The following is a 12,801-nucleotide window of genomic DNA, read 5'->3' as shown; positions in this document are numbered from 1 at the left end:
CATTTCTTACGCAAGACCTAGACGTTCGAAAATCATATCGACATTTTTCAAGTGATAGTTGTAATCGAAGCAGTCAGCGATTTGTTCAGGTGTTAAGCGTGAAGTGATTTTCTCTTCTGCTTCTACTAATGAACGGAATGGTACTTGTTTTTCCCAAGCTTCCATCGCCTTTGGCTGAACCGTGTCATATGCTTCTTCACGTGCCATGCCTGTATCAATAAGTGCAAGAAGAACACGCTGAGAGTAGATCAAGCCAAGTGTGCGGTCCATGTTGCGTTTCATATTTTCAGGGAACACCGTCAAATTCTTCACAATGTTAGAGAAACGGTTCAGCATATAGTTCAGTGCAATCGTTGCATCTGGTAAAATGATGCGTTCAGCAGATGAATGAGAAATATCACGCTCATGCCAAAGCGGTACATTTTCATAAGCAGTCAGCATATAACCACGGATGACACGGGCAATTCCCGTCATATTTTCAGAACCGATCGGGTTTCGTTTATGAGGCATCGCTGATGATCCTTTTTGTCCTTTTGCAAAGAACTCTTCTACTTCACGTGTTTCACTCTTTTGAAGACCACGAATTTCAACAGCAAATTTCTCAATGCTTGTTGCCACTAAAGCAAGGGTTGCCATGTAATCTGCATGACGGTCACGCTGCAAGGTTTGGGTTGAAATTGGTGCAGCTTTGATGCCAAGTTTCTCACATACATATTGCTCAACAAACGGGTCGATGTTCGCATATGTGCCAACAGCACCAGAGATTTTGCCGTATTCGATGCCGGCTTTTGCTTGTTTAAAACGTTCTAAGTTACGCTTCATTTCCTCGTACCAAAGAGCAAGCTTCAAGCCAAATGTTGTCGGTTCAGCGTGTACACCATGCGTACGGCCCATCATGACGGTATATTTGTGCTCTTTTGCTTTTTCTTTTAGTATGTCAACAAATCTCTCAATGTCCTTGAGCAGAATATCGTTCGCCTGTTTTAATAGATATGAAAGCGCCGTATCCACTACGTCTGTAGATGTTAACCCGTAATGAACCCACTTTCTTTCTTCTCCTAGAGATTCAGATACAGCACGCGTAAAGGCAACCACGTCGTGGCGCGTGTCTTGTTCAATCTCCAAAATACGTCCAATATCAAAGCTTGCATTCTTGCGCATTGTCACAACGTCTTCTTTTGGAATAACACCAAGTTCTGCCCAAGCTTCACAAGCGAGAATTTCTACTTCAAGCCATGCATTAAATTTGTTTTCCTCTGTCCAGATTGCTGACATTTCTGGTCGTGCGTAACGTTCGATCATTTCCCGTTTCCTCCATCTCTTTCAGTCCATATCTTTGTGATGTTTGCCATCCATTCATCATCAAGCTGTTTCATAAATGTCATATGCCCCATTTTGCGGCCGGCTTTCACTTCATGTTTGCCATATAGATAAAGCTTCGCTTCCTTTAAAAGCTCAGGATGTTCTTTTGGGATGTCCACTTCATCGCCCAGCAAATTCACCATCATACCCTCTGATAAAAGAGCTGTTCCGCCAAGCGGCAAACCGCATATGGCGCGAATGTGCTGTTCAAACTGACTCGTCTCACATAAATCCAATGTGTAATGTCCAGAGTTATGCGGGCGCGGTGCCAGTTCATTGACGAGCAGCTTCCCTTCATTTGTCAGGAACAGTTCAACAGCAAGCGTACCGACCAGCCCTAGCTTTTCAGCAAGCGTTGTTGCCAGCTCTTTTGCTTTCTCCTGAATGCTGCCATCTACCCGTGCAGGCACGATGCTTTGGAATAAAATATTGTGCTTATGAATGTTCTCAGCGACTGGGAATGTCGCAATTTCCCCATGAACAGAACGCGTCACAATCACGGACAGTTCCATTTGGAAAGGAACCCAGCTTTCTAAAATGCACGTTCCATGCGTAAGAAGTGCAGCCGCTTCATGAAGCTGATCCTTCTCTTTGATGACGTACTGTCCTTTACCGTCGTAACCGCCTCTGCATGTTTTCAGCACAGCTGGCAAACCAAGCGCATTTACTGCATCTTTCAGCTCCTTCTCATCATGAACGATGCGATAAGGGGCGACTTCACAGCCTGCATCTACAATCCCTTTTTTCTCCGTTTCACGGTTTTGGGTTAAAAGAAGGAGTTCGCTTCCTTGCGGTAAATACGCCTCTTCCTTCAGCTGATTGAGTGCATCATAATCAATATTTTCAAATTCATATGTGACCACATCGCTGATGTCCGCCAGCTGCCTGATCGCTTCAAGGTCACTGTATGCGGCTGTGATTTCTGTATCAGCAACCTGTCCACAAGGAGAAAGTGTGACAGGGTCAAGGACTGCTGCCCGGTAGCCCATTTGCTTTGCACTGACGGCCATGTATCTGCCAAGCTGTCCGCCGCCGATGATACCAATGGTTGCGTTTGGAAAAATGGTCTGCTTAGCCAAGCTGATCACTGCTTTCTAATACAGTTTGTTTTGTTTGCTCTCTTCTTTCTTCAAGGCGTGCTGCAACGGCTTCATCGAATGCTGAAATCATTTGTGCAGCTAGAAGCCCTGCATTTGTTGCACCGGCTTTGCCGATTGCCACTGTGGCAACAGGTACACCGCCTGGCATTTGAACGATGGATAATAAGGAATCCAGCCCGTTTAATGCTTTTGATTGTACGGGCACACCAATGACCGGCAGTGTCGTTTTTGCTGCGACCATCCCCGGTAAATGTGCTGCGCCTCCAGCACCGGCAATAATGACCTTGAGTCCTTTACCTCTTGCTTCAGTCGCATATTCAAACATCAAATCAGGTGTCCGATGTGCGGATACAACCTGTTTTTCATACGGAATGTTTAATTCCTCTAAGATATCGCACGCATGTTTCATTGTTTCCCAATCAGATGTACTTCCCATGATGACACCTACAAGCGGCTTCATTTTGTCCCCACCTTTAAGCTATTATTCGATTTTGTACCGTTTGACACGCTTCCCAAACCTAAGTAGCTTGTCAAACGCCGAACAAAAAGGCCCGGTTTGTATTGCATTGTTAGGAAGCAACACAAACCGGGCCATGGTAAGCGCTGTTCGCTTTTAAAACGCCATGTCAGTTTTGTTCACTATCCTGCATAGTCCAGTCATTTACGGTAACTGGGTAGAAACTTATGGGCCATATTCCCAAGATTATATGAGGCTCGTGTTTTGATTTCATGTTTATCTTAACAACGGATGTTCATGATGTCAACGGATTTATCGAACAATCTATGAAGTCGTCGTTTTAATGTTCGGATTTAGAGTATTTTTCCCTCAAATACGATTTTTTTCCCAATCGGAATGATCTGAATCGACCCATTTTCCTTCTTTTCCTGAAAGATGGGCTCCTCCATTCGTCGGACAGGTGAGTAGCCTTCCTCTGCCATCTGGGACAACACTTGTTCAATCGTCATGTTGTCTTCCACGTAGAATTTCTTTTTCTTTGGTTTTGCGGTCATTCTTTAATTCTCCTTTTCTTCACAGCCTTCACCCAGAAGCCGCCATGAATCGTTTTGGGCTCATACGAAATGATAAACGCCTTTGAATCAAGCGTTTTAATCGTTTCATATAATTGCAGTTCATATTTTCTCGGTGTTAAAATTTGCATCGCTGACCGGTCTCCTTCAAGACCTCCTACTACCCAGTTGGTGACGCCATATCCTTTTTCTCTCAATTGTTTTGGGAGATCTAGATCGATTTCTTTTGTAATCACGTTCACAGTAATGTAGCCAAGTGCCAGCTTCTCTTCAATTTTCATCCCGACAATGATTCCAATTCCATAACCTAGCGCATACGCAATGACATTTTGTACTTGATCTAAGTTATCTAATACGATACTCAAACCAATGACATAAATCAGCATCTCGACAGTACCAGCAAAAGCGGCTGCATATCTTCTGCCTTTCATTGTTAAAATTAAACGCATAGTGGAAAAAGAGACATAAACAATGTTAATCACTAAAATAATCAAAACCATGGTGAACGCATTGGATAAAAGTTGTTGAAGCACGATTCGAACCCCCTGCACTAAAAATCAAATAAAGCACCCCATATTCTACTAGAGAACAAACCTTGATACAATCAAATTTGCGCGAGAAAAACACATATATCTTTCGACAACAAGGGGTGGTCTTTGTTACCAAGAGTTTACCCGTTTTTTCCTCTTCTCAACATGAAAAACCTCCTTTTTCAAAAGGAGGCTTTAAATGGTTGATAAAGGGCTAAAATATACTTTATTTTAACCCTTTGTCTTTTTTCAGCGTGATAGAAGGCCTTTGAATTTTAAAAAGACCGAGTACACGCTGAAACGTGTTTTATCCAAACCGAACTGGAACAAGTGATGGGATCAAATACTCTCCGACAATGCCCCATAAAAGGGCAATGATGACGAGCTCAATCAACAAAAAGACCCAGCCGGCATACATCAAGTCTCCCCGCACAGCTTCTTGCTCTGATTGAATGGAGCGGAAGAGCACAATGGCAATCAGCTGAAGACCGAAAAACATCATGACGGATAAAATCACCGTTACATATGGAATATTCAGCATGGCAAATACAAGCCAAAGGATAGATAAAACCAAAACCGGCACAAGCACGGCACCGAACTTCATGATCACTTCTTTCAGCGATATGTTCCCTTTCAGCATGTACTTACCGAGCACCCAAACCGTCAGCATCATCAATGTCAACAGAATGAGTGTAAAGACCGCTACCTTCAAAAAGGCGTCACCAAAAGAATAATGAATACCAAAACCTAATAAACGGGTCTTTGACGCCTTTAATTGAACATAGTTGCCTAAAGCAAAAAACACGCTGAATAACACAATTGAAATCCAGGCGTACTTCATGCGTAAAGTGTCCGCTTGATGGATCGCACGACTCGGTGATTTTAACATTGCGAGCCCATACGAGCCGTAGCGCTTAAACGCACCTCCAACACCTCTTGCGATGCGCTGAATGGCTGAACCCTCTTCATCAGCTGGCTTAGCCGTTCTTCCTCGTTTTGCAGCACTGCGGCTGAGGCGGGACTGCCTTGTTTCTTGATCTATTGATGGCTCTTCGTTTTCGTTTTTCGTTTCAGATGTGACCTGCTCTTGATCTTTCTCTAACATCCCATATCAACTCCTATCTCAGACAATCCGCACAGGCTCAAGTGACCTGTCCGAATGACTCCTATTAAAGTAGCGGAGTCTCTCTATTCAGTCAAGATTCCTTGACGTTCATACGAATAGACGGATAAAAGAATGAAGAGGTTTTAAATGGAGAGAAAATAAGACAAAACAAAAAAGCTGATGAGTGGATCAGCTTTTCATCATCTTTCATCACTTTTCATGAACGATAGCGCCCCTGCTTTGCTTTCTGAATCCGAAGATTCTCCTGGTGTGCGGGGAAACGAGTCTTTTCTGTCGTATCGACTTGTGTAATTTGTCCATTATGAATGGTGATCACCACCGACCCGTATTCAATCCCTTTTAAGGCAGATAAAATAAAATTCAGCTTTTGTTCATCCATCGCTCATCCCCCATCCCACTAATTTTGCTTGCGCTCTTTTAAATAGAGAACCTCATTTTCCAGCTCATGAATCGTATAGTGCATGAGCGCTTCATGTTTTTCTTCATGCCCCCATAAAAGGAGCTGCTCAATCAATACCTGCTTTTTCCGCTCAATCACCTGCCTAAGCCAGCGTGACAAGTCATCCCCTCCCGTTATGATGAATGCAAGAAAAAAGGCACTCTGAACCCTTCTATAGAAAAAAGGAAATCAAAGCGCCTTTGGTGATCCAATCAGCGAATTATGTCTTTTTATCATAAACACATAATTCCTATAAGTCAACTATGTTTTTAAAATTTACCTACAAAAAACAGCAGCCTCCATGAGCTGCTGTTTCAGACAAACCATTAATGATTTAAGAAAGCGAAATATAGAATAAAAATGACAAACAGTCCGTACATAATTGGATGCACTTCTTTTGCTTTTCCTTTAAAGATCATGGTGATCGGGTAGAAAATGAAACCAATCGCAATCCCTGTCGCAATACTATATGTCAGTGGCATCATAATCATGGTTAAGAAGGCCGGTACCGCAATTTCAAAACGATCCCATGCGATCTTTGCAAGAGGTGCTACCATCAGTGCACCGACAATGATTAAAGCAGGTGCTGTTACATTCGGTGTCACGACAGATAAAAGCGGCGAGAAGAACATCGCAAGTAAGAAGAAAATACCTGTCACGACAGCTGCAAAACCAGAACGGGCACCCGCAGCAACACCTGAACTAGATTCAACATAAGACGTCGTCGTTGATGTTCCAAGAACAGAACCGACGACGATAGAAGAAGAATCCGCCAGAAGCGCTTTTCCTGCACGCGGCAGCTCATTATTTTTCATTAAACCAGCCTGCGTTGCCACAGCCACAAGTGTACCAGCTGTATCAAAGAATCCAACGAATAGGAACGTTAAAATAACCACAAGCATTTGAATGGAGAAGATGTCTGGCAAGTGAATCAAGGCTTGACCAAAAGTTGGAGACAAGCTTGGAATGCTATCTACAATTTGAGATGGAACTGGCACAAGACCAAGGATCATCCCAGCAATAGCTGTCACAAGCATCCCAATGAAGACACCTGCATTCACACGAAGAACCATTAAAATGACAGTCACAATGATCCCAAATACCGTTAACAGGACAGGACCACTATGAATATTCCCAATCGATACAAGCGTATTATCGTTATTGGCAATAATGCCAGAGCCTTGAAGACCTACGAATGTAATGAACAAACCAATCCCTGCACCAACTGCCAGCTTCAGCTCAGCCGGAATGGCATTAATGATTTTTTCACGAAAACCTGTTAAAGAAAGAGCAACGAAAATCAATCCTGAAACAAACACACCGGAAAGTGCTGCCTGCCATGAAATCCCCATACCAAGAACCACTGAGAAAGCGAAGAACGCATTCAGTCCCATACCTGGTGCAATCGCAATCGGGTACCTGGCGATCAATCCCATCAGGAAACAACCTGCCGCAGAAGCTAACGCCGTAGCTGTAAAGACAGCCCCCTGATCAATTCGTAATTTATCTGGAAAATCCGGTACTGCTACTAAAGCAAGTGTGATCGGATTGACAAACAAGATGTAAGCCATCGACAAAAATGTCGTTAAACCGCCGATGATCTCTCTGCGATAATTCGTACCTAACTCATCAAACTGAAAAAACTGTTTCAAAGCCAACTGACTCCCTTCATGTCCTTTTGCTTTAGTCTGTCCCATTCACAAGTCAAATAAAAAACGCCCCAACAGTTTTTGGGACGCTTGACTACAATGTGAATTCAGACCGTGACATCAAACAAGAACAATGCATGATTTATATCAAACGAGTGTGAATTGACGTAGTCAAGCCATTTACGGTAGCTTGGTAGAAACTTGCGGGCCATATCCCCGCCATTATACGACTTCTATCTATTTGATTTCTGTGTCTATTGTACCAACTTCATTTTTAAAACACAATACAAAAAGCGAACATTTTTCAAAGAAATGTCCGCTTCATTCGTCTTATTACACGAATTTGGAAAATCACATCTAGTTCTTTATACACCCATCACTGAATTCAGGCAAAAACCGTTTCTGCTACATCGAAAAATGCCTTCACAGCAGGAGACGCTTGCGTGAGCGATGGACAGGCAAGCGCCACCTCACGATGATGCGATACATTCAGATGACTGATCTGCACAAGTTGCTGCGTTTTTAGGAATAACTCAGGACCTATCGTCACACCAAGTCCTTCCCCAACCATGCGGGCAATGGTCGTACAATCATGCACTTCAAATAAAATAGACGGCTTGATTTGTGCCTCCGAAAAAATATCCTCTACATGGGATTGATACATGCCAGTTGGCATAATAAATGGTTCATCTGCTAATTCTTCCATGTCTACAATTGGCTGCTGCTTAAAACGATGATTTTCGTGATAGGCGACCACCATTTTATCTTTCATAAGTGGCAATAGATCAAACGCTTCATCCGCTTTACCTTTTACAACAAACCCAACATCAATAATGCCAGAATCGAGCCACTCCAATATTTCTTCATATGTCCCCTCATAGAATTTAAATTCAATCTTTGGATGCTTTTTCTGATAGCTCACAAGTAGCTTTGGCAATAAACAAGCGGATGCACTGGCAAAAGTTCCAATCCGAATCAAGCCAGATTCAATATTTTTGGTGAGCGCAATTTCCTGCTGAATTTTCTCTACTCGATTTAGCACTTCTCTTATATGCGGAAGAAGGGTTTCACCGGTATCTGTCAGCGTGATGCCCTTTTTTCGGTCACGCACGAATAAAGACACGCCCCACTCCGTTTCTAAACTTGCCACCGCATGACTCACGGCAGACTGTGTCATATTTAATGCTTCAGCTGCAGCGGTAAAACTGCCTAGCTCAACCACTTTAGCCATCGTCTCGAATCGAACAAAGCTCATGAGTATTCACTCATCCCTTTCATGAAAAACATCAATTTTACTTATGTTAGCACGGAATTTAAAATGAATACAACGTTTCAACATAAAGGAAGAGTTCAAAATGAAAAGTACATCTTATCCATTGCTCATATTTCTTTTAGCCGTCGGTTCTTTCGTCACAGGCACTTCAGAATTCGTCGTATCAGGCATACTGGACATCATTTCTGACGATCTGCGCATCTCCATCCCGGTTGCGGGACAGCTCATCACCATCTATTCTCTTTTTTATGCCGTGGGTGCCCTCTTTTTAGTCATGGCCACATCGAAATTGAATCGAAAAAAGGTTCTTTTATCGGCAATTTCCATGTTTATAGCGGGGAATGTGCTCGCCTTTTTTAGCCATCACTTTATGCTGCTCATGCTCTCACGGGTCATCATGGCCATGAGTGGCGGCTTATATATTGTACTCGCAACAAATTATGCAGCGCAGCTCGCCCCGCCAGAAAAAAAGGGGAGTGCGATGGCAACAGTAATCACTGGATTTACAGTTTCACTAGTACTCGGTGTACCGATTGGAACATTTTTAGCAGGATATGTAGATTGGCATGCCATTTTTCTCATCATTGCAATAGGGACCGCTTGTCTCTTGTTTCTTCTGTATCGATTATTACCGCCTATGGAGGGACATTCCCATGTGCCATTCAAACAGCAAATGCAAATTCTTCAAGACCGTAGGGTGTTAAGCGGCTTAGCCACGACAGCCTTTTGGATTTTAGGTTACACGATGGTATTTGCTTACATTTCGCCATTATTGCGGCAAACATCCGGATTTACACTTGAACTGACAAGCATTGCCTTGCTTGTCTTAGGCATCTCCGCTTTTATTGGCTCGCGCTTTGGTGGATACGCTGTCGATCAATGGGGACCAAACCGAACCATTACAATCAGCATCACGGTTCAGATGCTCATGCTCTTTGCATTATCCTTTACACAATTTTCAGTAGTTGGCGTCTTCATCACGCTCGCCATTTGGGGCACCGCCACATGGACAACAACACCAGCGAAGCAATTTTATCTCATCTCCCTAAAACCCGAAACATCGGAAACCGTGCTGAGCTTTAATACAGCGATTATGAATATCGGCATGATGCTCGGCTCGTCAATGGGTGGTCTGATTATTCAATATACAAATGTAACGAATTTAAGTTGGATTGGCGGGCTAGCCAGTTTTGTTGCGTTGATGTTGATTCGGTACTCGTTCAATCGCAATCGACTGGCACATCAACAGATAAAAAGCGAACATGTGTAATCATGTTCGCTCATTTATTTATCGATTAGCTTTTGATGTTTCTTTTTTGACTGGAATGGTTACGGGTATATCTTCCTGTGGTGCCAATCGGTTCAGATCTGACAAATCAAGGTAAAGCCCATAATCCTTAAAAGAAAATGTGTCTAACTTCTTCACATCTAACTTAAAGGTGGATTGCATAGAGGCTGTCTTGAAATTGGTCACCTTCGCATCGTTTCTCTCCAAGTAATATCCGTTTTCATCAAGTACTTCAGGGTCTGACCACGATTTAAGCTTTTTAACATCACCTAATCCTATCCACTCACCTACATTCTCCATAAAATCCTTATCTAATTCTTTCTGATCTACTCCAGTAAATTGATAATAAACTGTCACAGAATGCCCCTTTTGCTCTATTTTATTGATTTTGATCCCTATTCCATGATGCTTTGTTTTGAACTGAACAGGTAGCTTTGTCTGAAGAGGAATGATTTTGCTTTCTTCTTGTTCGTCTGTCACACCCGTGTAAAATGTTAATTCAGTTGCCTCTGGATCAATCGACTGATCTAAAATGGTCAAATGATTTTTTCTAGTTTTGTCAGAAGTCAGTTGTTTTTCTCCTAAAACTGTTCCAATTTCGAGCTGATAATCATTTCCTAGATTATCCTTCATTCTATCTATACTAACTATATCGTCTTTAGCAAAACCATTGTAATCAATGGTATATTGAATAACAGAGCTTTTCACTCCATTTTCTACCTTTACATTTCTTAAGTGATAACGTCCATTTAAAATAGACACGTCTTTTTGTCCAGCTAATAAAGTGGTTTTTTGCTTGACCACTGGTACCTTGAAGCGCCAATTCCCTACAATATCTCCAATTTTCGAAATGACAAGTGGCACTTGTTGACCTCGTTTGATCGTTTGACCATTTGTATAGACTGTCACCTGCCCTACATAACGGCCGTCTTTTATTTTTTTCAATTCATGATTGTAGGAGCTCGATTGGGAAGCTTGATTTACTGGATCTAAGTCGACTATGAAAGGGACAACATCTTTTTTTGTATTCAAACGATTCACAGTAAACGTATAAACAAGCCGCCCGGCATCATAGTACACACTGTTCACTTTCACAGTAACCCCTCTTGATTCAGCTCCCTCATTGACATGCTTCACCAACTCACTCTGAAAAAGAGACATTCCTACTTTATCATGAAACATCATATATAACTGTCCAACCAATGGCACTCGAGCCATCGCTGTATTAAGAGAAGGAAAAAGGAAGCCAGATGAAAAATAAAGAACGATTAGTACGATGGCAGAATATATTGGCGTTCTCCAATTCCATGTGAACCAACGTCTTTTCTTTTCCGCTTTCACATCTCCTATTGCTTGGCGAATCACAGAGGTCAATTCAACTTTTGGTACTTCAATCTCTTCATAAAGCTTTTTCATTTCTTTTCGTTCCATCGACACTCTCCTCCTTCTCCAATGTTTGCTTTAATAACTTTCTTGCTCGATACAAATGAGTTTTAACCGTTCCTTCGGGCACACCCATCTGTTCAGAAATCATTGAAATCGAATAATCTTGAAAATAAAATAGCTGAATCACGAGCTGATATTGCTCATCTAACACATCTAGTGCATTTTTTAAATCGAGCTTGTCTTCCAAAAAATCATGACGCTCAACGCTCTCATGATGCTGTTCAAACGGAACAACATCTTGCTGCTTTTTCTTCATCGCAAAAATCGTATGAATCAAGATTCTAGTCAGCCAGGTAGAAAAATAAGCCGGTTCTTTTAAGCCAGATAAATGCTTAAACGCTTTAATGACCGTCTCTTGAACAGCATCTAACGAATCCTCTTTATTTCTTGTATAGAGAAAAGCCGTTTTATATAAACGCTCCTGATACATTAGCATTAATGTCTCAAATGCCGGAACATTCCCTTTTTGTGCTTTTTTAATTAGACGCACTTGCTTCATCTCATTCACACCTCCTACACCTGTTAGAGCACACTTTCTCACAAACGGTTTCAACAAACGGAAATTTCTTTTACTTAGCATATGTCGGACAAAAATAGAGAAAGTGAAGAATAGGCCGCAAAGATCGTATTGAACTTTTGATATAATGGAAGAAATATCTACAAAAAGGAGGATATTGATTGTTTCTATTTGAAGAACCTGCTTGTGCTAGCTGCCAAAAGAAGATAGAAGGTAACGAAGAAGTGTACGTTAAGCTGGTCTATCCAAAGAGACGAGGAATGACAGAAGTAAAGGCTTGGCTAAGAAATGAAGGGGTTTTTTATTGTAAGGCATGTACAGAACAAAAGACATCGCATGGAGGTTAAACAAATGAGCAAAATCAACTTTCCACAATCATTTCCAACGATACATACCGAAAGACTGATCTTAAAACAAGCAACGATCACAGATACTGAGGATATGCACATCTATTTATCCAATGAAACTGTCTGCCGCTACATGGGCATTGATGCACATGAAACCATCGAAGACACAAAAGGAGAAATCAAGTGGTATGACAATATCTTCAAAGAACAAACAGGCATCCGCTGGGGCATTTCTTTAAAAAACAACCCCACCATCATCGGCAGCTGCGGATTTCTCAATCTAGAAAAACAGCACCGCCGTACGGAAATTGGCTATGAATTACACCATGATCATTGGAGAAAAGGCATCATGAATGAAGCGATTACTGCGGTGTTGCGGTATGGATTTCAGGAGATGAACTTGAATCGGATTGAAGCGATCATTGATCCAGCAAACACGTCCTCTGTTCAATTATTGGAGAAGATACATTTTGTACAAGAGGGTTTATTAAGAGAGTATGAATTAGGTCAGAAGGGATTCGATGATGTGTATATGTATTCAATTTTGAAGAGAGATTACGAAAAATCCTATTAAACAGAGGAGAAACAAATGAAAACGGATATTCATTTCATCCAAAAGCCGCAATCAGAGTATGTTTCTTTTCACATTTATGAACTCAATCCAGCGATTGAAAAACTTGTCCAGCAAGTGGAGC

Annotated in this window: 15 protein-coding genes and 2 riboswitches; of the genes, 3 read left to right on the top strand and 12 right to left on the bottom strand. The window is 41.9% G+C overall.

Translation table 11 applies throughout. The features are described from left to right. Positions 1-6: 6 nt before the first annotated feature. The 10 genes from purB to V7L95_RS10190 all read right to left on the bottom strand — a co-directional run bounded on the left by purB (position 7) and on the right by V7L95_RS10190 (position 8,490). Positions 7-1,302: an adenylosuccinate lyase gene (gene purB / locus V7L95_RS10235; protein ID WP_008355754.1), complete on the bottom strand. Its 1,296-nt coding sequence runs from the start codon at positions 1,300-1,302 to the stop codon at positions 7-9. Next, on the bottom strand, positions 1,299-2,441 hold the full coding sequence (gene purK / locus V7L95_RS10230; protein WP_025206860.1) for a 5-(carboxyamino)imidazole ribonucleotide synthase: 1,143 nt from the start codon (positions 2,439-2,441) through the stop codon (positions 1,299-1,301). Before purK ends, purB begins: the two co-directional genes overlap by 4 nt. Next, positions 2,434-2,922, bottom strand: a complete 489-nt coding sequence (gene purE / locus V7L95_RS10225; RefSeq protein WP_017359824.1) for a 5-(carboxyamino)imidazole ribonucleotide mutase — start codon at positions 2,920-2,922, stop codon at positions 2,434-2,436. The genes purK and purE overlap by 8 nt, the downstream gene beginning before the upstream one ends. 169 nt (positions 2,923-3,091) lie before the next feature. After that, positions 3,092-3,193: riboswitch (purine riboswitch) on the bottom strand. Positions 3,194-3,272: 79 nt separating this feature from the next. Continuing rightward, entirely contained in the window at positions 3,273-3,473 is a 201-nt protein-coding gene (locus V7L95_RS10220) for an NETI motif-containing protein (protein WP_017359825.1), read from the bottom strand. Beyond that, entirely contained in the window at positions 3,470-4,024 is a 555-nt protein-coding gene (locus tag V7L95_RS10215; protein WP_008344300.1) for a DUF5698 domain-containing protein, read from the bottom strand. The genes V7L95_RS10220 and V7L95_RS10215 overlap by 4 nt, the downstream gene beginning before the upstream one ends. Before the next feature lie 304 nt (positions 4,025-4,328). After that, the gene (locus V7L95_RS10210) at positions 4,329-5,126 is read right to left on the bottom strand and encodes a hypothetical protein (RefSeq protein ID WP_076822777.1); all 798 of its coding nucleotides are present in this window, start codon (positions 5,124-5,126) and stop codon (positions 4,329-4,331) included. A 217-nt stretch (positions 5,127-5,343) separates the two neighbouring features. Further along, positions 5,344-5,526 carry a YezD family protein gene (locus tag V7L95_RS10205; protein ID WP_008344304.1) on the bottom strand — a complete coding sequence of 61 codons (183 nt, stop codon included), beginning with the start codon at positions 5,524-5,526 and terminating at the stop codon, positions 5,344-5,346. An 18-nt stretch (positions 5,527-5,544) separates the two neighbouring features. Further along, positions 5,545-5,706 (bottom strand): hypothetical protein, encoded by a 162-nt coding sequence (locus V7L95_RS10200; protein WP_008344307.1) that lies wholly within the window; start codon positions 5,704-5,706, stop codon positions 5,545-5,547. A 206-nt stretch (positions 5,707-5,912) separates the two neighbouring features. Further along, positions 5,913-7,238, bottom strand: coding sequence for an NCS2 family permease (locus V7L95_RS10195; protein WP_056408255.1), 1,326 nt, complete (start codon positions 7,236-7,238; stop codon positions 5,913-5,915). 145 nt (positions 7,239-7,383) lie between these two features. Further along, a riboswitch (purine riboswitch) is annotated at positions 7,384-7,485 on the bottom strand. A 135-nt stretch (positions 7,486-7,620) separates the two neighbouring features. Next, positions 7,621-8,490: a LysR family transcriptional regulator gene (locus V7L95_RS10190; protein WP_076822775.1), complete on the bottom strand. Its 870-nt coding sequence runs from the start codon at positions 8,488-8,490 to the stop codon at positions 7,621-7,623. A gap of 100 nt (positions 8,491-8,590) precedes the next feature. On the opposite strand from V7L95_RS10190, the gene V7L95_RS10185 reads away from it, so the two are divergent. Then, the gene (locus tag V7L95_RS10185) at positions 8,591-9,778 is read left to right on the top strand and encodes an MFS transporter (RefSeq protein ID WP_076822773.1); all 1,188 of its coding nucleotides are present in this window, start codon (positions 8,591-8,593) and stop codon (positions 9,776-9,778) included. Positions 9,779-9,796: 18 nt separating this feature from the next. Here the strand turns inward: V7L95_RS10185 and V7L95_RS10180 are convergent, their stop codons facing one another. Together V7L95_RS10180 and V7L95_RS10175 are read right to left on the bottom strand one after the other, a co-directional pair. After that, the gene (locus V7L95_RS10180) at positions 9,797-11,227 is read right to left on the bottom strand and encodes a DUF4179 domain-containing protein (RefSeq protein ID WP_138825281.1); all 1,431 of its coding nucleotides are present in this window, start codon (positions 11,225-11,227) and stop codon (positions 9,797-9,799) included. After that, complete coding sequence (locus V7L95_RS10175) at positions 11,196-11,741, bottom strand: sigma-70 family RNA polymerase sigma factor (protein ID WP_041093219.1); 546 nt, start codon at positions 11,739-11,741, stop codon at positions 11,196-11,198. Before V7L95_RS10175 ends, V7L95_RS10180 begins: the two co-directional genes overlap by 32 nt. Positions 11,742-11,920: 179 nt before the next feature. Between V7L95_RS10175 and V7L95_RS10170 the strand changes: the two genes are divergently transcribed. Continuing rightward, on the top strand, positions 11,921-12,106 hold the full coding sequence (locus V7L95_RS10170) for a hypothetical protein (RefSeq protein ID WP_047946428.1): 186 nt from the start codon (positions 11,921-11,923) through the stop codon (positions 12,104-12,106). A 4-nt stretch (positions 12,107-12,110) separates the two neighbouring features. Beyond that, a complete protein-coding gene (locus tag V7L95_RS10165; RefSeq protein ID WP_076822769.1) occupies positions 12,111-12,680 on the top strand; it encodes a GNAT family protein in 570 nt (189 codons plus the stop codon). Positions 12,681-12,801 lie beyond the last annotated feature (121 nt).

It is taken from the genome of Bacillus sp. PPSBB_11 (assembly GCF_038023285.1).
GTDB classification, from domain to species: domain Bacteria; phylum Bacillota; class Bacilli; order Bacillales; family Bacillaceae; genus Bacillus; species Bacillus altitudinis.
Note: the sequence above shows the minus strand (reverse complement) of the source record. Positions and strands in the feature narration are given on the sequence as shown.